Source organism: Pseudomonas sp. W15Feb34 (assembly GCF_023127765.1).
GTDB lineage: Bacteria > Pseudomonadota > Gammaproteobacteria > Pseudomonadales > Pseudomonadaceae > Aquipseudomonas > Aquipseudomonas synxantha_A.
In genome coordinates, this window is sequence record NZ_SPKN01000023.1 from 31,046 (window position 1) to 50,276 (window position 19,231).

Below are 19,231 nucleotides of genomic sequence, written 5' to 3' on the forward strand. Positions count from 1 at the left end.
GCACCCTAGAGAGCATGAATGAACAAGCTGGCGGAAAAAGTCCAACAGGCGTTGGTGACGGCCATCGACAACGATGACCTGGTTCTGCCGACATTGCCGGAGGTGGCCCTGAAAATTCGCCAGGCCGCCGAAGACCCTGAGATCAGCATCAGTCATTTGAGCAAGGTGATCAGTCGCGACACCGCCCTGTCGGCGCGCCTGATCAAGGTGGTCAACAGCCCGCTGTTACGGGCGAGCCAGGAAGTCACCGACCTGCACACGGCCATCACGCGGCTGGGCACCAACTACAGCAGCAACCTGGCCATCGGCCTGGTGATGGAGCAGATTTTTCACGCCCGCTCCGAAGTGGTCGCACAGAAAATGCGCGATGTGTGGTGCCGTAGCCTGGAAGTCGCCGGCGTCAGCTATGCCTTGTGTCGCCGGCATAGTCACCTCAAGGCCGACCAGGCGGCCCTCGGCGGGTTGGTGCATCAGATCGGCGTGCTGCCGATCCTCACCTACGCCGAAGACCACTACGAGCTGCTTTCCGACCCGGTCAGCCTCAACCACGTCATCGAAAGCATTCATCCGTTACTGGGCGACAAACTGCTGAGTGGCTGGGACTTCCCCGAAATGCTGGCGAAACTGCCGGGCCAGTACCTGAACCTGGAACGCAACTCTGCCACACTCGACTATGTGGATCTGGTGCAGATCGCCGTGCTCTACTGCCATCACAACACCGACCATCCGCTGGCGAAAGTCGACATTACCAGCGTACCTGCGATGAAAAAGCTGCGAATTGATCTCTACAGCGAGAAATCGCGCACCGAACTGGATGAAGCACGGTCGATGTTCTACTGATCAACCGGCGATAAAACTCACGCGCACTTTCAACCCAGCCAACTCGCCATCATGCAGGCTGATCTGCGCCAGGTGCGCACGGCAGATCTCCCCGACAATTGCCAGCCCCAAGCCCGACCCCATGCCCTGCTGGCTACGGCGATAAAAGCGCTCGAATACCCGGTCCCGCTCATCCAACGGGATGCCTGGGCCATCATCCTCAACCTCCAGCACCGCCGGCGCGGTCACGCGCAAAATCACATTGCCGCCAGGTGGCGTATGGGCCATAGCGTTGTCCACCAGATTGCTCAGCAGCTCATTCAACAGCGTCGGTTCACCGCGCAACCAGACCGGCTCGTCCGCCTCCAGTGCCAGGGCCACCCCGCGTGCGTGAGCCAGCGGCGCCATGGCCATGCCCAGTTCGCGCGCCAACTGGCTGAGGTCGAGCAACTGCGCGCCTCCTTCAGCAATGGCTCGGGCACCGTTTTCGATACGGGCCAGGGACAACAATTGATTAGCCAGATGGGTCAGGCGGTCGGTGCCCTGGGCAGCGCTTTCCAGGGTGCTGTGCCAGGTGGACGGCTCCTGGGCACGCAAGCCCAGTTCCAGGCGAGCCTTGAGCGCCGCCAAGGGCGTACGCAGTTCGTGGGCTGCATCGGCAATAAACTGGGCCTGGCGCTCGAACTGGCCGCGCAGACGTTCGGTGAAATGGTTGAGGGAGCGCACCAGCGGGCCGAACTCATCCTGAACTTCCACCAATGGCAGCGGCCGCAAATCATCGGGTTGGCGTTCTTCCACCGCTGTACGCAGGCGTTCGAGCGGACGCAGTGCAGCGCTCACCGCAAACCACACCAGCAGCAACGCGCCGATGGCCAGCATCCCCAGGCGCAGCAACGTGTCGGCCATCAAGCTGCGGGCCATGGCAACGCGTGCTTCGTCGGTCTCCGCGACACGAATCTCGGCCATCCCATTCATGTTCGGCTCGGAAACGGCCTTGAGCAGGCTCACCACTCGCACGTGCTGGCCCTGGTACATGGCGTTGTAGAAGCGCGCCAAGGCCGGGTAATCGTCGGTGCGGGGAGTGCCGGGCGGCGGGCCTGGGAGGTTTTCGTAACCGGAAATCAGCTTCTGATGGATATCGTTGACCTGATAATAGATGCGCCCGGCACTGTCGTAGGCGAAAGTGTCGAGGGCCACATACGGCACATTGGCGCTGAGGGTGCCGTCCACCTGGGTCAAGCCTGCGGCAATGGTGCGCGCCGAAGCCAACAGCGTGCGGTCATAGGCCGTGTCGGCGGCTTCGCGCCCGTTCCAGTAGGCGCTCATGCCGCTGGCGAGCATCAACAGCACCAGCAACAGCGCCAGGTTCCACAGCAAGCGCCAGCGCAGACTGCTGGGCTTATGCATCGCGGGCTTCCAGCAAGTAGCCCAAGCCGCGGAACGTCACGATGGCGATGGGCTGGCCGTCGAGCTTCTTGCGCAGGCGGTGCACGTAGATTTCGATGGCATCGGGGCTGGCCTCCTCGTCCAGACCGAAAACCTGAGAGGCCAATTGCTCTTTGCTCATCACGCGGCCCGGTCGGGCGATCAAGGCTTCGAGTACGGCTTGTTCGCGGGAGGTCAACGTCATCAATTCACCGCCAACCGTGAAGCGTCGTGTGTCCAGGTCGTATACCAGCACCCCGCACGTCTGCTGGCGCTCCCCGCCCAATACACTGCGGCGCAGCAGCGCCTTGACCCGCGCTTCCAGCTCTGTCAGTTCGAACGGCTTGGCGAGGTAGTCGTCGGCGCCCAGGTTCAGGCCGTGCACGCGGTCTTTGACATCACTGCGTGCCGTCAGCATCAGCACCGGCAGGTTTTTCCCTCGGGCCCGCAAGCGCGCCAGCACCTCGAAACCATCCATGCGCGGCAGGCCCACATCGAGGATCGCCGCCGCGTATTCCTCGCTGCCCAAGGCCAGGTCCGCGGCCACACCATCGTGCAGCACGTCGACGGTCAGACCCATGCCCTTGAGCGCTTGCGCAACACTTTCGGCAAGTTGCAGATGGTCTTCAACCAGGAGGACACGCATGGATTTCTACCTCATGAGGAGTGGTCGGCGCGGCGTTTTATTGGCCCGCTGGCCGGCGAGTTTACAGGCGCAACCTGCCCTGTGAAGCCCGAAAACATTGAAAGACAATTGAAAGGTTAGTGAAAGCTTCGCCCTTTAGCATCCAGCTACGGTGGTTTCTGCCCGCCGAGCTGCCTCACCCGTAGCGCCCGAAAAACGCCTCGAAGCGTTTTCGCCAAAAATAAGAACAATAACGGAGTCCATCACGATGCTGTCGACACAGCCCCAGGCTTGCACGCCTGTTCGTTCTTGCCGTCTGAGCCACACCGCTCTCGCCAGTGCTTGCGCCCTCGCCGGCTTTTCGCCGCTAAGCCAGGCTGCCTTCTTCGAAGACAGTACCGCGACCCTGGAAACCCGCAACATGTACTTCAACCGCGACTTTCGCGACGGTACCCGTGCGCAGCAATCCAAACGCGACGAATGGGCCCAGGGTTTCATGCTCAACCTGCAATCGGGCTACACCGACGGCACTGTCGGTTTTGGCGTGGATGCGCTGGGTATGCTCGGCATCAAGCTCGACTCCAGCCCCGACCGCACCGGCACCGGCCTGCTGCCGACCCACGACGACGGCCGTGCCGCCAATGAGTACTCCAAGCTGGGCCTGACCGGCAAAGTGAAAATCTCCGCCACCGAGCTGAAGATCGGCGCGCTGATACCCGAATTGCCAATCCTCAAGCCCAACGACGGTCGCATCCTGCCGCAGACCTTCAACGGTGGCCTGCTGACGTCCAAGGAATTCAAGAACCTTGTGTTCACTGGTGGCCGCCTGGATAAGGCCAAGGACCGCGACGACACCAATTACGAAGATATTGCGCTCAATAACAAGAACAGCCGCTTCCTCAGTGGCGCCACCGGCAAGCACTTCAACTTCGGCGGCGTGGACTACAAGTTCGCCGACAAAATCACCGGCAGCTATCACTTCGCCCAACTCGATGACGTGTACCGCCAGCATTTCCTCGGCCTGGTCGCCGCGCGCCCGATGGGCCCCGGCACGTTTGCCGCCGACCTGCGCATGGCCATCAGTGACGACACCGGTAGCGCCCGCGGCGGCAATATCGACAACACATCCCTCAACGGCCTGTTCAGCTATGCCCTCAATGGCCATAAGCTCAGCGCCGGCTACCAGCACATGTCCGGCGACAGCGCCTTTCCGTATGTGGATGGCAGCGACCCGTACCTGGTCAACTTCGTACAGATCAACGACTTTGCCGGCGCCGAAGAACGCTCCTGGCAGGCACGCTACGACTACGACTTCGCCAAGCTGGGGATTCCAGGCCTGAGTTTCATGAGCCGTTACCTGTCGGGCGACAACATCAAGCTCAAGAACGGCCAAACGGGCAAAGAGTGGGAGCGCAACAGCGAGATCAAGTACGTGGTGCAAAGCGGCACGTTCAAGGATGTGGCCGTGCGCCTGCGTAACGCGACCTACCGCTCCAACTATTCAGCCCGCGATGCGGATGAAATGCGCTTGCTGGTCAGCTATAGCATTGCCCTTTGGTAAATGTGCGTTGGTACTAAAACCTTATAACAACAACGATGGAGATAACCATGAACCCTTCAGTGCGTAAATTTGCCCTCGCCGCCGGCTGCCTGCTGTTCGCCGGCCAACTGCTGGCCGCTGACGAACCCAAGCGCCCGGAATGCATCGCCCCGGCCTCACCTGGCGGCGGTTTCGACCTGACCTGCAAGCTGGCGCAAAGCGCGCTGGTCAACCAGAAGCTGCTGAGCAAGCCGATGCGTGTGACCTACATGCCCGGCGGCGTTGGCGCGGTGGCCTACAACGCAGTGGTTGCCCAGCGCCCTGCGGACGCAGGCACTTTGGTGGCCTGGTCCAGTGGTTCGCTGTTGAACCTGGCCCAAGGCAAGTTCGGTCGCTTCGACGAAACCAACGTGCGCTGGCTGGCGGCGGTGGGCACCAGCTACGGCGCCATCGCGGTGAAAAGCGACTCGCCCTACAAGACCCTCGACGATCTGGTCCAGGCGTTGAAGAAAGATCCGAGCAAGGTGGTGATTGGTTCCGGTGGCACCGTCGGCAGCCAGGACTGGATGCAAACCGCACTGATCGCCAAGGCCGCCGGCATCAACCCGCGTGACCTGCGTTATGTGGCGCTCGAAGGTGGCGGCGAAATCGCCACGGCGCTGCTGGGCGGCCATATCCAGGTAGGCAGTACCGACATTTCCGACTCCATGCCACACATCCAAAGCGGCGATATGCGCCTACTGGCCGTGTTCGCTGAAAAGCGCCTGGACGAGCCGGAAATGAAAGATATTCCGACGGCCAAGGAGCAAGGCTACGACATCGTCTGGCCGGTGGTACGCGGTTTCTACCTTGGGCCAAAAGTCAGCGATGCCGACTATGCCTGGTGGAAAGACGCGTTCGACAAACTGCTGGCATCCGAGGACTTCGCCAAGCTGCGTGACCAACGCGAGCTGTTCCCGTTCGCCATGACCGGCCCGGAACTGGACACCTACGTGAAGAAACAGGTGGCCGACTACAAAGTATTGGCCAAAGAGTTCGGCCTGATCCAGTAATTGCCTACCTGTTCGCGCGGCCACGCCTTCACGCATCGAGGGCGTGGCCCAGGAGTTTTCCATGCTCTTTCAACGCATTTTCGCTGCCGTGATGTTATTGGCCTGTATCGGCCTGGCATTGATGGCCTGGCCGTATCAGGCGGCCTTTTCCTACGAACCGGTAGGGCCTCGGGCTTTCCCCCTGCTGCTGATTGGGCTGATGGGCCTGGCGCTGATCTACATGCTGATTCGTCCGCAACCGACCAAGCACACCGACGATGAGCCAGCTTTGGACCGCCCGACCCTGATCAAAATCGGGATTTGCGTGGCTTTGCTGCTGGTGTTTGCCAGCACTTTCGAATCCCTGGGTTTCATTCTCAGCAGCATGCTGATCGGTATTCCGATGGCGCGGCTGTATGGCGGCCGCTGGTTGCACAGCGTGGTCATCATCACCTTGATGAGCATCGGTCTTTATCTGTTGTTCGATAAAACCATGGATGTGCCACTGCCCCTCGGTCTGCTCGACGTTCTGGAGAACTGATATGGATACTTTTGGCTATTTGGGCCAGGGTTTCGGCGTCGCGCTGAGCCCCTACAACCTGGTAACCGCATTGTGCGGCACCCTGATCGGCACCGTGGTCGGCCTGCTGCCGGGCCTGGGACCGATCAACGGTGTGGCACTGTTGATCCCCATCGCGTTTGCCCTGGGCCTGCCGCCCGAGTCAGCGCTGATCCTGCTGGCAGCCGTGTACCTGGGTTGTGAATACGGCGGCCGGATCAGCTCGATCCTGCTTAATATCCCGGGCGAAGCCTCCACCGTGATGACCACCCTCGACGGCTACCCGATGGCTCGTAAAGGTATGGCCGGCGTGGCGTTGTCGCTGTCTGCCTGGAGCTCGTTCATTGGTGCTTTTATCGCCACCTGCGGCATGGTGCTGTTCGCCCCGCTGCTGGCCAAATGGGCAATTGCCTTTGGGCCGGCGGAATACTTCGTGTTGATGGTATTTGCGATTGTCTGCCTGGGCGGCATGGCCGGTGACAAACCACTGAAAACCTTTGTGTCGGCGCTGATCGGCCTGTTCCTTGCCTGCGTGGGCATCGACGCCAACAGTGGTGTGTACCGCTTTACCGGCGACAATATTCACCTGACCGACGGCATCCAGTTCGTGGTGCTGGTGCTGGGCCTGTTCTCCATCAGTGAAATCCTGCTGCTGCTGGAGAAAACTCACCGCGGCCAGGAAGCGGTGAAAGCCACCGGGCGCATGATGTTTAACGTCAAGGAAGCCTTGTCGGTGTTGACCGTGAACCTGCGTTGCGGGGTGTCGGGCTTTATCATCGGCGTGTTGCCCGGTGCCGGCGCGACCATGGCCTCGGCCGTGGCCTACATGACCGAAAAACGTATCGCCGGCGCCAGCGGCAAATTCGGCCAAGGCGACATGCGCGGCCTGGCCGCACCGGAAACCGCCATCGGCGCTTCTGTCTGCGGCGCCATGGTGCCGATGCTGACCCTCGGCGTTCCCGGCTCGGGTACCACGGCCGTGATGATCGGCGCGCTGTCGCTGTACAACATCACCCCCGGTCCGCTGCTGTTTCAACAGCAACCTGATATCGTCTGGGGCCTGATCGCCTCGTTGTTTATTGCCAACATCATGCTGGTGGTCCTCAACATCCCGATGATCCGTATCTTCACGCGCATCCTTGCCGTGCCGAACTGGGCGCTGGTACCGGTGATCGCTATCATCACCGCGATTGGCGTGTACGCCGTCCATGCCACCACCTTCGATCTGTTCCTGATGATCGCCATCGGCATCTTCGGCTACATCCTGCGCAAGCTGGACTTCCCACTGTCGCCGTTGCTGCTGGGCTTTATCCTCGGTGGTCTGATGGAGCAGAACCTGCGTCGCGCATTGTCGATTTCCAATGGCGCGCTGGAGATCCTGTGGTCGAGCCCGATCACCTTCGGTGTATGGGTACTGACCGCCATCATGCTGCTCGTGCCATTGCTGCGTATCTGGCGCAAGCGCTCCTTGCAGCGCCGTGCCGTAGCCGATGTCTGAAGTCACCTTCAAACATTGGTGGGGAACACCGCTGGTCGGCCTGGCCGGCGGTTACCTGGCCAGCCTCGTCGGCTGGCCTTTGCCGTATATGGTCGGCGCGTTGCTGGCGATCATCCTGGTTCGCTGCCTCACGCCCTGGCAATTGGCGGAGATTCCCGGCGGGCGCAAGTGCGGCCAATGGGTGGTGGGCATCGGCATCGGCCTGCACTTCACGCCCGTGGTGATCGAACAGGTGATGAGCCACTTCGGCCTGATCTTCTTCGGGGCGCTGGTCACCAGTTTGTCGAGCGTGGTGGGTGTGTGGCTGATGCGCCGCAGCGGTGAAGACCGCGCCACGGCGTTTTTCTCGAGTATGCCGGGCGGCTCCGGGGAGATGGTCAACCTGGGCGCCCGCAATGGTGCGGTACTCAGCCGGGTGGCGGCAGGGCAAAGCCTGCGTGTGCTGGTGGTGGTGTTGTGTGTGCCGGCGATCTTCAAGTATTTGCTGGGCGGCGGTGCACCGCAGTTTCACCCGGCGCCTGTGGACTGGGCCTGGCTGGCCCTGCTGTTCCCGGTAGGTGCGCTGGTGGCCTGGGGCTGGCAGCGTTTGCGCCAACCCAATCCCTGGCTGTTCGGGCCGTTGCTGGTGAGCGCCATCGCCAGTGTGACGTGGGACTTGCACATCGGCCTACCCGACGGCGGCAGCCAGATCGGCCAATGGCTGATCGGCAGCGGTTTGGGCTGCCACTTCAATCGGCAGTTCTTCCGCAGCGCCCCGGCGTTCATGGGCCGCACCTTGATTGGCACGGCCTTGACCATGGCGCTCGCCACGTTGGCAGCGGTAGGGTTGAGTGCGCTGACCCACCTGGACCTGCGCTCACTGACGTTGGGCATGATGCCTGGCGGCATTGCCGAGATGAGCCTGACGGCAGAGACCCTGCAATTGTCGGTGCCGTTGGTGACAGCAATGCAGGTGATGCGTCTGCTGTTTGTGCTGTTTTTGGCAGAGCCGTTGTTCAGGCACTGGAACCGCCAATCTTAACTCTGGAAGTGGCCCCTCAGGGGCCACGACCGTTTGTCTGAACTGGCACTCTTCACAGCTAGCCAAGCTCACCTTATCAGGTGTTCCATGGCGCGACTTCCCTTTGAGGAGCGCAATCGTGGTGACCCCAACCGAAACAACGCTCGAAAACGAGAATGAAGAACCCGCCGCAATCGTCAATACGATTACCGTCCATGGTTCCCCCAATCGCCTTGTACTCAATGGGGATGGAACGCGTCTGTATGTCGCAAGCTCCACATTGCCACAAGGCATTACTGTCATCGACACAGCGAACTTTAGCGTCGTCAGGACCATCACCAATGTGGGATCCCCCATTTGGCTGGCCATGCACCCCACGGCCCCGCGCCTTTACGCCAGCGATAACAGCCAGGCCAGCAATACGCCGATCACAGTGATAGACACCTTGACCGATACCGTCAGTGACCAGATCAGGGGGTTTACTGCCATCAATGGTTTGGCCTTGAATTCTACCGGAGCACGCTTGTACGTCGCCGACCACGCCGCATCGGAAGTGGTGGTGATCGATACCGCCAATCATCAGCGAATCGCCACCACCCCAGTGCGTTACCCTCGAGAGATAGCGATAGCACCCGGCAACGCCCGTTTACACCTTGCCTCGGATTTGGATGGGTGGACCAGCATCCACCTGGGGACCAACAGGGTTGTGACCCAAACCAATACCGTTGCCGGTCAACCTACCTCCATTGCTCACGCTCGCTTCAACGCACGTGTCTACATCACCTACCAGGACCGTGGTGAGGTCTATATCGGCAATACCTCCGCCGCACAGGTCAGTACCATACTGGACGGTTTGCTAGGCCCCTATCAGGTGGCATTTCATACGATGCTCGAATTCGCCTACATCACGGAAACCGATGGCGATCGCGTGAGTATCCTCCACACCCGCACACAAACCGTAACGGACACCCTCACAGGCTTCAACAAACCGCGGGGCATCGTCGTGACACCCAACGGCCGAACCGCCTACGTGGCCAATATTGGCAATAGCACAGTGTCGCAAGTCCGTCTGTAGCCATGGTCGTCCGGTTCAGAGTGGCGGCAGCCGCCACTCGATCGGTGCCTCGCCATTCTGTTCAAGAAACTTGTTAGCCCGGCTGAAATGCCCGCAGCCCAGAAACCCGCGATACGCCGACAACGGCGACGGATGCACCGACGTCAGCACCAGATGCTTGGTGGCATCGATCAGCTTCTGCTTGCTTTGAGCATGAGCGCCCCACAGCAGGAACACCAGGTGCGGCTGATGCTCGCTGACTACCTCGATAATCCGATCGGTGAAGAACTGCCAGCCCTTGCCCGCATGGGCGTTGGCGTTGGCGCGCTCCACGGTCATGGTGGTGTTGAGCATCAGCACGCCCTGATCGGCCCAGCTTTGCAGGTAGCCGTGGTTGGGGATGTCGATGTTCAGGTCGCGCTTGAGCTCTTTATAGATATTGACCAGCGACGGCGGCGCCGGCACCCCCGGTTGTACCGAAAAGCACAGGCCATGGGCCTGGCCGGGACCGTGGTAGGGGTCCTGGCCGAGGATCACGACCTTGACCTTGTCCAGGGGCGTTGAATTGAGAGCGTTGAAAATCAACGGACCGGGCGGGTAGATCTCTTTGCCGGCGGCATGTTCCTGGCGCAGGAATTCGCGCAACTGGGCCATGTAGGACTTCTCGAACTCATCGCGCAAGGCGTGTTTCCAGCTGGGTTCGAGTTTGATACGGTCGCCATCGGTCATAGTTGAATTGTCTTGTAAAAAAGAATGAGGCGAACCCTAGGAAAGCCGACCCCGCTTGTCAATTGATCTGACACACCACCGGCACTTTCCCACGAAGGGATCATACTCATCCTTCACCTTCTCGATTGAGGTCACAATGAACCTGCACTTCGAAGAACTGGCCGGCAACGGCGGTGCGCGCATAGGCATCGCCAGCCTGGACGCTCAAAAATCCCTCAACGCCCTCTCCCTGCCCATGATTCTGGCGTTGGCAGAACGCCTGGATGCCTGGGCCAACGACCCGCAAATCGCCTGTGTGTTGTTGCGCGGCAACGGGCCAAAAGCCTTTTGCGCTGGGGGTGAAGTGCGCAGCCTGGCTCAGGAGTGCCGTGAACAACCCGGCAAAGTACCGGCCCTGGCCGCGCAGTTTTTTGCTGCCGAATATCGCCTCGACTACCGCTTGCATACCTACCCCAAGCCGCTGATTTGCTGGGGCCACGGCTATGTATTGGGCGGTGGCATGGGTTTGTTGCAAAGTGCCTCGGTACGTATTGTTACGCCGAGCAGTCGCCTGGCCATGCCCGAGATCAGCATCGGGTTGTACCCGGATGTAGGTGCCAGCTGGTTTCTGTCTCGCCTGCCGGGCAAGCTCGGTTTGTTCCTGGGCCTTACCGGTACTCATGTCAACGGCCGCGATGCCCTGGAACTGGGCCTGGCTGACCGCTTCCTGCGTGATGACCAGCAAGACGAGCTGCTTGACGGTTTGCTGCAACTGAACTGGCAGGAACAGGCCGCAATGCAGCTCAACAGTTTGCTCAAGGCCCTTTCCCAGGAAGCGGTCGGCCACCAACCCGAAGCGCAATGGTTGCCGCGCCGTGGGCTGATCGACGAATGGCTGGATGTGGGTGATATACGGTGTGCCTGGCGTGCATTGAGCCTGTTGCGTGATCACAGCGATCCGCTCTTGGCCCGCGCGGGTAAAACCCTCAGTGAAGGCTGCCCGCTGACGGCACACCTGGTGTGGGAGCAGATTCAGCGTGCCCGTCATCTATCCCTGGCACAGGTGTTTCAGATGGAGTACACCATGAGCCTCAATTGCTGCCGTCATCCAGAGTTCGCCGAAGGTGTTCGAGCACGCCTGATCGACAAGGACCAGACACCTCATTGGCATTGGCCGGATATCAATACCCTTCCGGAAGCGGTGGTGCACGCGCATTTCAGCAAGGCATGGGAAGGTAGGAATCCTCTGGCGGATTTATCTGACTACTGACAGGTCCGTTCGCTTGTCGTTGACGTTGAAAGCGCAGTTGTCCGGCTGGCTGTCCGTGCAGGTATATACCGGCAGTGTGAACGCGCCGGGCCGCAGTTCCCAATACAAGGTGCTGGTCAATGACATGTTGATAATTTTACTGTCCTTGTAGGGCCTCAGCGCTACAACCCCGTCCCAACCGGTGCGGTAGATGCACTTATCCATGTAGCCGTTTTCCCTCTGCTCGTCCTCACCCGGTATGAAGACCGCGCCGATGAATCCGTCGATAAGGCCCCGATACTTGACCTTCGGGCTTTGCCACCGCAGGCCGTTATCCTCGACGCGATAATGCCCGTCGACATACAAGACCTGCACCGGGTAAGGACAGCCTTGCTCCGCTATGGCCGATGCAACGATGCAGCTCGTCAGCAGGAGCACGCAAATAAGTTGTTTGAACATAGGGATTCCATCTGCTCAGTTTCACCACGCAAAGCGCAGGGCTTTTCGCTAGTGAAATACAGCTATCGCCTCAAAGATAGCTGTTAAATCTGACAGTACGGACATACGGTACCTATAAAAAACGGCGCTTGATGCGCCGCTTGTTTTTCAAGATATTTAACGATGACCGCCGCGGCCACCTCCGTGATCGGAACCACGCCCATGCCCGCCATGCCCGCCGTTGCCCCAGCGATTACCCCACCCTTGATTGGAGTAAGGTCGGTAACCCGCCCTTGGGTAATAACGCGGGGCCGGCTGGTAATAACGCGGCGCCGAATAATAGCGAGGTTGTGGTGCATAGTAGCGAGGCGCTGGGGTGTAATAACTGCGCCCATAGGGAGAATAACGCGGGCCGCCGTAATAATAGGCGGGCGCCGGTGCGGTATAGACTTCGGAGCGATAGTAAGTGGCGCCTCCATCGTAGTAGGGCACACAAGCTGACAAGGTCAGGCCGAGCAAAGCGATAAGCAGCAGTCGTCTATACATGGCGGCCTCCTGGACCGCGGAAGAGCTCCTCCAGCGACGCTGGAGAGCGGCATTCAGCCTTCACTGAATGACGAAATATCTGACATCAAAAACCGAATCTGGTGCGCCTACGACACAAGTCGAAACATCTGTTTCAGACGAAGTGAATGCTCGCCTTCAGGACGCGGCGATGGAACCGGACTCAGCGGCGCTGTATCGTGCAAGGACTTGTGCGCCCCTGCCCGATTCCTGCCTGAACCGACCGATGACCACACCCACCCTTTGCCCTGCCTGCGGCGCTCGCAACGACTGCACCCTGGCCGATCCGCGTACCGCCGACCAGCCCTGCTGGTGCTTCAGCGTAACCATCGATCCGGCGGTGCTTGAAGCCTTGTCCGATGAACTGCGCAATAAAGCCTGCCTGTGCCCGCGCTGTGCCCAGGCGGACGAACAGTTGCGTAACCGCAATGCGCGTTGATCGTTTCCTCAGCAACCTGGCGCAGTTCAATCGCCAGCAAGTGCGCCTGCTGCTGGCGGGGCGCCGGGTGACCGTCGACGGGGTCGAGATCAGCGACCCTCATCATCCAGTGCGCGAATTCAGCCATGTCTGCGTTGACGGTGAAGTACTGCAGGCAGGCAAACCGGCGCGCTATTTCATGCTGCACAAACCCCAGGGCTGCGTGAGTGCCACATCGGACCCGCAACACCCCACTGTCCTGGACTTGCTGGATGTACCAGACAAGGCCGAGCTGCATATCGCCGGTCGCCTGGATTTCAATACCACCGGCCTGATGCTGATTACCAACGACGGCCAGTGGTCGCGGCGCCTGACGCAACCACAGACCAAGTTGCCCAAGGTTTACCGCGTGGAAACCGAGCAGGACATCGGTGCACAGTACGCGGTGACTTTTGCCGAGGGTGTGTATTTCGCTTTCGAAGATCTCACCACCCAACCTGCCGAACTTGAGTTGCTGGGCCCAAGGACAGCGCGCTTGAGCATCATCGAAGGCCGCTATCACCAAGTGAAGCGGATGTTTGGCCATTTCGACAATAAGGTGACCGGCCTGCATCGCGAGCGGATGGGCCCCTTGGCTCTGGATAAAAGCCTTGCGCCGGGCCAATACCGGCCATTGACCGACGACGAAATCCGACAGGTCTGACGACCGTTCGGCCAGCGCCGGCAAAAATCCGGCCGTTCAACTTGCGGCCTGCCGGTTGTGCTGCTTGACTCAGGGCTTGCGCCACATCATGACTGATGAGTCGCCCTATAATCTCCAAGAAACACCTTGCCTCGCCCGCGCTTGATCTGCGGGCCATCCCGGCAAACCGCCCTTCATAACAATACCCGCCGGCCAGCCGTCATCGGACCGACATGGGCCCTCATTTCAAGGCGTATGCCTACCTGTCACAAAGCTCGTGCAGAGTGATCTGCGCGCACTACCCGCTTGCCAGGAGTCTTACGACATGAGGCCAGAAATCGCTGTGCTGGATATACAGGGTCAGTATCGGGTGTACACGGAGTTCTATCGCGCGGACGCGGCTGAAAAGACCATCGTCCTGGTCAACGGCTCCATGGCGACCACGGCGTCCTTCGCTCAAACCGTGAAAAGCCTGTACCCGCAATTCAATGTGGTTTTGTACGACCAGCCTTACGCCGGCCGTTCCAAAATCCATAACCGCCATGAGCAGATGCTGACAAAGGAAGTTGAGGGTCAGATTCTCCTGGAACTGCTCGATCACTTCGCCGCAGAGCATGTGCTGTCCTTTTCGTGGGGCGGTGCCGCCACGCTGGTCGCGCTTGCACACCGGCCTCGACGTGTGGAAAAAGCCGTGATCAGCTCATTCTCGCCAGTGATCAATGCGCCGATGCGCGATTACCTTGAGCGCGGTGTCGACTACCTCGGCAACCTCGACCGCGACCGCGTCGGCCACCTGGTCAACAGCACCATCGGCAAGCATCTGCCGTCGCTGTTCAAGCGCTTCAACTACCGCCACGTCAGCAACCTGGCCGAGCACGAATATGGGCAGATGCACTTTCACATCAGCCACGTACTCAACAGCGACCGGCTGTGCTACCTCAGGGCGGCCAAACAGATCGACATTCCGGTGTTGTTCTTGAACGGCGAATGGGACGAATACACCAGCGCCGAGGATGCCAGGCTGTTTGGCCAGCATGTGGCCAAGAGCAGCTTCAGCACCATCCAGGCCACGGGGCACTTTCTGGATATGGAGCACAAAGCGGCGTGCCGGGATAGCCGTGAGGCAGTGGTGGGCTTCTTGAAACCAGAGCGACAGGTGAGCCGGCTGCGATATCACCAGGGGCAGACGCAGCATGCAGCTACCCTTTGAAATGGAGACTAGCGACGGCGAACAAGCGCCCTCGCCACACGCAACCCACACATTTTTCAAAGAAAAACTTCAAATTGCGGCGAACATCTGGTACAAAGTCAGCCGCTCTGAGCGGGTATAGTTTAGTGGCAAAACGAAAGCTTCCCAAGCTTTAGTTGAGGGTTCGATTCCCTCTACCCGCTCCACTTGAAAGTGGCACCTGCGTCAGGCTAAATCTGGCGAAGGATGCATAGAAACCGGTCCCTGGTGACCGGTTTTTTTATGCCTGGGATTTGAGATTCAAGAACGTTGTGCACTGACCCGTTCGGGTTTGACAGGCTTCCAGCCCACCAACGCGATCAACAGGGTCAGCAGTTGCAAACCGATGATCAGCCCCACACACCCGGCCCAGCCCCAGCGCTCCCAAATCAGCGCCGGCACGATAGCTCCGCAGCTACCGCCCAGGTAGTAACAGGTCAGGTAGACCCCCACTACTCTTGCTTTGCTGTCGCCAGCGTTGGCGGTGATGAAGGCATTGGCAGCGGCTTGGGCGAGGAACACGCCGGTGGAGCTGAAGGCCAGGCCTACCACGATGCACCCCAGGGAAGGCACCAGGGTCAGGGCCGAACCACAAACGCCCAGCACCGCGGCGATGCTCAGCAGTTCTGCCTGTGGGCGGGCTTTGCTGAGGCGGCCGGCGATGGGTATCACGATCAGCGCCAACAGAAATACGGTGTACAGCGCTCCCAAGGCCGCAGGCCCGAGGTTGAAAGGCGGTAGGCCAAGGTACTAACCTGCGTAGGTGAAGGCGGCGACCTGTGAAAATAACACGCAAAAACCTACGGCATACGCAGCCATCAGCGGCGTGCGTAAAACACCTGACCAAGCCGCCTTGGCCAGCTTCGCCCGCGGGCGATTGGCGGGCAGCAGAAACTGGATAAAACCGCCGACCATCAAGCTCAACACGGCCAGCCACTCAAACGCTTCGCGCCAGCCCACGTACTCGGTCACCACTCCGGTGACGAACCGCCCGGCGAACCCACCCAGCACGGTACCCGCCACATACAGGCTGGTGACTTCAGTCACCGTGCCACCGCTCCAGCGATCGCCGATGTAAGCCACGCTCGTGGCAAACACTATGGGGATCAGCATGCCCTCGACAAAGCGCCAGACCAACACTCCGGCGAAGCTGTCAGCATAAGCCGTCATCAACGCCGGCCCCGCCAGCAACAGCGCCGCCAGGCTTATCACCGTGCGTTGCTCGAAGCGTCGGGTCAGGTGGCTGACAAATGGCGCAGTGATCGCCACCGCCAGCGTGGTCACGGTAATGCTCCAGCCGGCAGCCTTGGCGCTGATGTCGAACTGCGCCGCAAACACCTGCAGGATGCTCTGGGTGGCGTAGAGGTTGAGGAACGCCGCGCAGCCACACAGGAACAGGGCAAGGCGGGCACAATGCAGGCGCGGTTTCATGAAACCTCTCGTTTTATTTTGTGCGGCCTTTATAGAATGGCCGGCGTGCCTTTAACCAATACCGAATTCCGACCGATTGATACCCAAGGATCAGGATGCTCGACCTACGCAAGCTGCGTTACTTTCTGACGGTCGCTGAAGAACTGCACTTCGGCCGTGCGGCACTTCGCCTGCATCTGGCCCAACCGCCGCTGACTCGGCAGATTTCTGCGCTGGAGGCAGAGTTGGGGTTCAAGCTGTTTGACCGCACCAGCCGCACGGTCACCCTCACCGCTCAGGGACGTTCGTTCCTGCCCTATGCCCGCGGTGTGTTGGAGCAAGTAGAACTGGCGCAAGTGATCGCGCGTAAATTGGCCGCCGGCACTGTGGGCCAACTGGCACTGGGATATGCCAGTTCAATCGCGCTGTCGGACCTGTTCAGCCAGGCGATCCAGGCATTCGCCCAGCGCTTTCCCGATGTGCAGTTGACCCTGGTGGAATGCGCCTCCGGCAGCCTGGGCGCCCAGGTGGCGGACGGACGCCTGGATATCGGCTTGAGCCGCCTGATGCCGCAAAGCGCCGATGTCCAGGCGTTATCGCTGGGTGAGGAGCGGTTGGTGGCCGCCGTCTCCAGCGACAGCCCATTGGCCAGCCAAACGATGCTCGGCGTGGCGCAACTCAGCACTTATCCGCTGATTCTGTTTCCGGCCGATTACGGGTCTGGCTTGAACCAGTCCATCGAGCAACTTTACCGACACCACGGCCAGCCCCTGCGCCCTGGGCCGACCGGGCGACAGATCACTTCGATCATTGCCTTGGTGGCAGCCGGGCAAGGCGTTGCGCTGGTCCCGGAATGTACCCAGAGCTTGATGAACAAAGGCGTGACGTATCGACCGCTGCAGGAAGTGGACGCATGTGCGCAGTTATTGGTACTTACCACGACATCAGGAAGAGGCGTATTAGTGGACGCATTTATTGGTGTACTTGAACAGGCATTACACATCCCGTAATACCGCGAAAAATCCCGCAATACGTCTCGGCGGCGCCATTCCAGCGCCGCCATACACTTCCTTCAACCGCTACCGAAATACCGGACATCGACCATCGGTAGGTAGAGTGTTGATAATTTTTTTTCAGTAGTTATAGTCACCACCAACACACACCACAAGGAGGTGATGTGGATAGCCGCTATTTGATAGGTAACATCGTTGCAGACGGTTGGTATCTGGTGCGCATCAGGGGCAGTCATCATCACTTCAAGCACCGGACAAAGCCCGGTCTGGTCACGATTCCTCATCCAAAAAAGGACCTGCTGGATAAAACCGCCAAGAGCATTTTGAAACAGGCTCTGCTGAGTTAACCGTCCCTGGAGGGCAACACACATGCTTTATCCCATCGCAATTTCAACGGGCGACGAGGACCACGCCTGGGGCGTGGAAGTCCCGGATATTCCCGGGTGCTATTCCGCCGGCGATGACCTGGACGACGCCATGGCCATGGCCCGCGAAGCCATCGAGGGGCACTTCGAGATCCTTGCAGAAGATGGCGCGCCGATCCCCAGTGCCCAGAAAGTCACCTTGCACGCCGCCAACCCACAGTACGCAGGCTGCACCTGGGCGGTGGTAGACATCGACGTCACCAAGTACCTGGGCAAGGCGCAAAAACTCAACATCACCCTGCCGGGGTATCTGTTGAATCGCATCGATGACTATGTACTGAATCACCCGGAAGAAAAAAGCCGCTCGGGGTTTCTGGCGTCCGCGGCACTCAAGGTATTGCAACAGGATCGATAATCGCGGCGAAGCAACACCGAAGGGTTTACCGCAACGTTCAACTGACAAGAATTTGACCGCAAGAAACGTAGTTTCCAGGCCCGCTGGCGGAAATAGAGTAGCGTCATCCCCATTAAACGCCTGTTCGAGGAGCACGCTCATGACTTACCAATTCAAGCTCATGCCTTCCCCTGTCGGAGAACTGACCCTGGTGGCGCGCAACGGCAAACTGAGCGCCATTTTATGGGAAGTGGAACGCGCGAACCGTGTGCGCCTGGGTGAATTGGTCGAGGCCAATGACAGCCCGGTATTGCTGGAAACCCAACGCCAGTTAACGGAATACTTTGCCGGATCGCGCAATCGGTTTGAGCTGGAGCTGGATTTCGCCGGTACCGATTTTCAGAAACAGGTTTGGCGGGCTCTGCTGACAATTCCCTTCGGCGAAACGCGCAGCTACAGCCAGATTGCCCAACAGATCGGCAACCCCAAGGCTGTACGCGCAGTCGGTGCGGCGAATGGGCGTAATCCGATCTCGATTGTCGCCCCCTGCCACCGGGTGATTGGCGCATCAGGCGGGCTGACCGGATTTGCCGGGGGGTTGCAGGCCAAGCAGTATTTGCTGGCGCTGGAAGGCGCAGGTCAGGCAGAGCTGGCGCTCTGACTTTGGCGGCGACTGAACTGCTTGCCGAGATATTTGTTAAAAGAAATTTCAGAGAACTGCCGTGGTCAATTATTCATCACCTCTTCACACAGGAAACGGTAATGAAATTCTCCACGGTCTCGCAAACCCTGTCCCGCTGGGCAGGCAGCCCCCGAACCTTCTACACAGCCGTCGCACTGATCCTGATATGGAGCCTGAGCGGACCCTATTTCCACTACAACGACACCTGGCAACTGATCATCAATACCTCGACGACCATTATCACGTTCCTGATGGTGTTCCTGATCCAGAACACGCAAAACCGCGACAACGATATCCTGCATATCAAGATTGATGAGCTGCTGCGCGTATCCAAGGATGCCCAGAATGCCGTGCTCAGCCTCGATGGCCTGGACCGCAAGGAACTGGAAAAGCTGCGCCAGGAATACCGCGACATTGGCAACACCAGCAGCCTGAGTTTGAACAACGGTTGCGCTGACAACGCTGCGCCGACCAAGACAGACCTGAACCAGGCATAAAAAAACGGCGGTTGGGTAGGCCCCAACCCCCG

General features: G+C 59.6%; 21 protein-coding genes, 1 tRNA gene and 1 pseudogene. 17 read left to right on the plus strand and 6 right to left on the minus strand.

Annotated features, from left to right (window positions below; translation table 11 throughout):
- Positions 1-18: 18 nt before the first annotated feature.
- Positions 19-840, plus strand: a complete 822-nt coding sequence (locus E4O97_RS09985) for an HDOD domain-containing protein (protein WP_032877272.1) — start codon at positions 19-21, stop codon at positions 838-840.
- On the opposite strand, the gene E4O97_RS09990 is transcribed toward E4O97_RS09985, so the two are convergent.
- Positions 841-2,226: a sensor histidine kinase gene (locus E4O97_RS09990; RefSeq protein WP_078820540.1), complete on the minus strand. Its 1,386-nt coding sequence runs from the start codon at positions 2,224-2,226 to the stop codon at positions 841-843. It lies immediately after the preceding gene.
- The gene (locus E4O97_RS09995; protein ID WP_005785982.1) at positions 2,219-2,890 is read right to left on the minus strand and encodes a response regulator; all 672 of its coding nucleotides are present in this window, start codon (positions 2,888-2,890) and stop codon (positions 2,219-2,221) included. Before E4O97_RS09995 ends, E4O97_RS09990 begins: the two co-directional genes overlap by 8 nt.
- Positions 2,891-3,137: 247 nt before the next feature.
- On the opposite strand from E4O97_RS09995, the gene E4O97_RS10000 reads away from it, so the two are divergent.
- The 6 genes from E4O97_RS10000 to E4O97_RS10025 all read left to right on the plus strand — a co-directional run bounded on the left by E4O97_RS10000 (position 3,138) and on the right by E4O97_RS10025 (position 9,572).
- Positions 3,138-4,430, plus strand: coding sequence for an OprD family porin (locus tag E4O97_RS10000; RefSeq protein WP_032877274.1), 1,293 nt, complete (start codon positions 3,138-3,140; stop codon positions 4,428-4,430).
- A 47-nt stretch (positions 4,431-4,477) separates the two neighbouring features.
- On the plus strand, positions 4,478-5,461 hold the full coding sequence (locus E4O97_RS10005; protein WP_248161276.1) for a tripartite tricarboxylate transporter substrate binding protein: 984 nt from the start codon (positions 4,478-4,480) through the stop codon (positions 5,459-5,461).
- A 61-nt stretch (positions 5,462-5,522) separates the two neighbouring features.
- The gene (locus E4O97_RS10010; RefSeq protein WP_078820537.1) at positions 5,523-5,981 is read left to right on the plus strand and encodes a tripartite tricarboxylate transporter TctB family protein; all 459 of its coding nucleotides are present in this window, start codon (positions 5,523-5,525) and stop codon (positions 5,979-5,981) included.
- 1 nt (position 5,982) lies between these two features.
- Complete coding sequence (locus E4O97_RS10015) at positions 5,983-7,497, plus strand: tripartite tricarboxylate transporter permease (RefSeq protein ID WP_057701193.1); 1,515 nt, start codon at positions 5,983-5,985, stop codon at positions 7,495-7,497.
- Positions 7,490-8,518 (plus strand): AbrB family transcriptional regulator, encoded by a 1,029-nt coding sequence (locus E4O97_RS10020; protein ID WP_078820536.1) that lies wholly within the window; start codon positions 7,490-7,492, stop codon positions 8,516-8,518. The genes E4O97_RS10015 and E4O97_RS10020 overlap by 8 nt, the downstream gene beginning before the upstream one ends.
- A 118-nt stretch (positions 8,519-8,636) precedes the next feature.
- Positions 8,637-9,572 carry a YncE family protein gene (locus E4O97_RS10025; RefSeq protein WP_164699505.1) on the plus strand — a complete coding sequence of 312 codons (936 nt, stop codon included), beginning with the start codon at positions 8,637-8,639 and terminating at the stop codon, positions 9,570-9,572.
- A 15-nt stretch (positions 9,573-9,587) separates the two neighbouring features.
- Here the strand turns inward: E4O97_RS10025 and ung are convergent, their stop codons facing one another.
- A complete protein-coding gene (gene ung, locus E4O97_RS10030) occupies positions 9,588-10,280 on the minus strand; it encodes a uracil-DNA glycosylase (protein ID WP_032877279.1) in 693 nt (230 codons plus the stop codon).
- Between the two features lie 136 nt (positions 10,281-10,416).
- On the opposite strand from ung, the gene E4O97_RS10035 reads away from it, so the two are divergent.
- Complete coding sequence (locus E4O97_RS10035; protein WP_248161278.1) at positions 10,417-11,529, plus strand: enoyl-CoA hydratase/isomerase family protein; 1,113 nt, start codon at positions 10,417-10,419, stop codon at positions 11,527-11,529.
- On the opposite strand, the gene E4O97_RS10040 is transcribed toward E4O97_RS10035, so the two are convergent.
- Both E4O97_RS10040 and E4O97_RS10045 read right to left on the minus strand, forming a co-directional pair.
- Positions 11,515-11,967, minus strand: coding sequence for a DUF3757 domain-containing protein (locus E4O97_RS10040; protein ID WP_248161281.1), 453 nt, complete (start codon positions 11,965-11,967; stop codon positions 11,515-11,517). The two genes, E4O97_RS10035 and E4O97_RS10040, sit on opposite strands and share 15 nt — an antisense overlap.
- A gap of 156 nt (positions 11,968-12,123) precedes the next feature.
- Entirely contained in the window at positions 12,124-12,492 is a 369-nt protein-coding gene (locus tag E4O97_RS10045) for a hypothetical protein (RefSeq protein WP_078820533.1), read from the minus strand.
- Between the two features lie 244 nt (positions 12,493-12,736).
- Here E4O97_RS10045 and E4O97_RS10050 point away from each other — a divergent pair, with 244 nt between their 5' ends.
- The 4 genes from E4O97_RS10050 to E4O97_RS10065 all read left to right on the plus strand — a co-directional run bounded on the left by E4O97_RS10050 (position 12,737) and on the right by E4O97_RS10065 (position 15,005).
- The gene (locus tag E4O97_RS10050; RefSeq protein ID WP_032877283.1) at positions 12,737-12,949 is read left to right on the plus strand and encodes a cysteine-rich CWC family protein; all 213 of its coding nucleotides are present in this window, start codon (positions 12,737-12,739) and stop codon (positions 12,947-12,949) included.
- The gene (locus tag E4O97_RS10055; protein WP_078820532.1) at positions 12,939-13,631 is read left to right on the plus strand and encodes a pseudouridine synthase; all 693 of its coding nucleotides are present in this window, start codon (positions 12,939-12,941) and stop codon (positions 13,629-13,631) included. Before E4O97_RS10050 ends, E4O97_RS10055 begins: the two co-directional genes overlap by 11 nt.
- A gap of 304 nt (positions 13,632-13,935) precedes the next feature.
- The gene (locus E4O97_RS10060; RefSeq protein ID WP_005785967.1) at positions 13,936-14,820 is read left to right on the plus strand and encodes an alpha/beta hydrolase; all 885 of its coding nucleotides are present in this window, start codon (positions 13,936-13,938) and stop codon (positions 14,818-14,820) included.
- 111 nt (positions 14,821-14,931) lie between these two features.
- Positions 14,932-15,005: transfer RNA gene (locus E4O97_RS10065), tRNA-Gly, on the plus strand.
- 94 nt (positions 15,006-15,099) lie between these two features.
- On the opposite strand, the pseudogene E4O97_RS10070 reads toward E4O97_RS10065, so the two are convergent.
- A pseudogene (locus E4O97_RS10070) lies at positions 15,100-16,269 on the minus strand (MFS transporter).
- 95 nt (positions 16,270-16,364) lie between these two features.
- On the opposite strand from E4O97_RS10070, the gene E4O97_RS10075 reads away from it, so the two are divergent.
- The 5 genes from E4O97_RS10075 to E4O97_RS10095 all read left to right on the plus strand — a co-directional run bounded on the left by E4O97_RS10075 (position 16,365) and on the right by E4O97_RS10095 (position 19,199).
- On the plus strand, positions 16,365-17,258 hold the full coding sequence (locus E4O97_RS10075; protein WP_248161283.1) for a LysR family transcriptional regulator: 894 nt from the start codon (positions 16,365-16,367) through the stop codon (positions 17,256-17,258).
- 167 nt (positions 17,259-17,425) lie between these two features.
- Positions 17,426-17,608, plus strand: a complete 183-nt coding sequence (locus tag E4O97_RS10080) for a type II toxin-antitoxin system HicA family toxin (protein WP_078820528.1) — start codon at positions 17,426-17,428, stop codon at positions 17,606-17,608.
- Positions 17,609-17,630: 22 nt separating this feature from the next.
- Positions 17,631-18,041, plus strand: coding sequence for a type II toxin-antitoxin system HicB family antitoxin (locus E4O97_RS10085; protein ID WP_032877288.1), 411 nt, complete (start codon positions 17,631-17,633; stop codon positions 18,039-18,041).
- Between the two features lie 139 nt (positions 18,042-18,180).
- Complete coding sequence (locus E4O97_RS10090) at positions 18,181-18,681, plus strand: methylated-DNA--[protein]-cysteine S-methyltransferase (RefSeq protein WP_032877289.1); 501 nt, start codon at positions 18,181-18,183, stop codon at positions 18,679-18,681.
- A gap of 101 nt (positions 18,682-18,782) precedes the next feature.
- Positions 18,783-19,199, plus strand: coding sequence for a low affinity iron permease family protein (locus tag E4O97_RS10095; protein ID WP_103733494.1), 417 nt, complete (start codon positions 18,783-18,785; stop codon positions 19,197-19,199).
- Positions 19,200-19,231: the final 32 nt, after the last annotated feature.

Coding starts and splice junctions, on each gene's coding strand:
- E4O97_RS09985 (WP_032877272.1), top strand. CDS start 19: ATGAACAAGCTGGCGGAAAAAGTCCAACAGGCGTTGGTGACGGCCATC.
- E4O97_RS09990 (WP_078820540.1), bottom strand. CDS start 2,226: ATGCATAAGCCCAGCAGTCTGCGCTGGCGCTTGCTGTGGAACCTGGCG.
- E4O97_RS09995 (WP_005785982.1), bottom strand. CDS start 2,890: ATGCGTGTCCTCCTGGTTGAAGACCATCTGCAACTTGCCGAAAGTGTT.
- E4O97_RS10000 (WP_032877274.1), top strand. CDS start 3,138: ATGCTGTCGACACAGCCCCAGGCTTGCACGCCTGTTCGTTCTTGCCGT.
- E4O97_RS10005 (WP_248161276.1), top strand. CDS start 4,478: ATGAACCCTTCAGTGCGTAAATTTGCCCTCGCCGCCGGCTGCCTGCTG.
- E4O97_RS10010 (WP_078820537.1), top strand. CDS start 5,523: ATGCTCTTTCAACGCATTTTCGCTGCCGTGATGTTATTGGCCTGTATC.
- E4O97_RS10015 (WP_057701193.1), top strand. CDS start 5,983: ATGGATACTTTTGGCTATTTGGGCCAGGGTTTCGGCGTCGCGCTGAGC.
- E4O97_RS10020 (WP_078820536.1), top strand. CDS start 7,490: ATGTCTGAAGTCACCTTCAAACATTGGTGGGGAACACCGCTGGTCGGC.
- ung (WP_032877279.1), bottom strand. CDS start 10,280: ATGACCGATGGCGACCGTATCAAACTCGAACCCAGCTGGAAACACGCC.
- E4O97_RS10035 (WP_248161278.1), top strand. CDS start 10,417: ATGAACCTGCACTTCGAAGAACTGGCCGGCAACGGCGGTGCGCGCATA.
- E4O97_RS10040 (WP_248161281.1), bottom strand. CDS start 11,967: ATGTTCAAACAACTTATTTGCGTGCTCCTGCTGACGAGCTGCATCGTT.
- E4O97_RS10045 (WP_078820533.1), bottom strand. CDS start 12,492: ATGTATAGACGACTGCTGCTTATCGCTTTGCTCGGCCTGACCTTGTCA.
- E4O97_RS10050 (WP_032877283.1), top strand. CDS start 12,737: ATGACCACACCCACCCTTTGCCCTGCCTGCGGCGCTCGCAACGACTGC.
- E4O97_RS10055 (WP_078820532.1), top strand. CDS start 12,939: ATGCGCGTTGATCGTTTCCTCAGCAACCTGGCGCAGTTCAATCGCCAG.
- E4O97_RS10060 (WP_005785967.1), top strand. CDS start 13,936: ATGAGGCCAGAAATCGCTGTGCTGGATATACAGGGTCAGTATCGGGTG.
- E4O97_RS10075 (WP_248161283.1), top strand. CDS start 16,365: ATGCTCGACCTACGCAAGCTGCGTTACTTTCTGACGGTCGCTGAAGAA.
- E4O97_RS10085 (WP_032877288.1), top strand. CDS start 17,631: ATGCTTTATCCCATCGCAATTTCAACGGGCGACGAGGACCACGCCTGG.
- E4O97_RS10090 (WP_032877289.1), top strand. CDS start 18,181: ATGACTTACCAATTCAAGCTCATGCCTTCCCCTGTCGGAGAACTGACC.
- E4O97_RS10095 (WP_103733494.1), top strand. CDS start 18,783: ATGAAATTCTCCACGGTCTCGCAAACCCTGTCCCGCTGGGCAGGCAGC.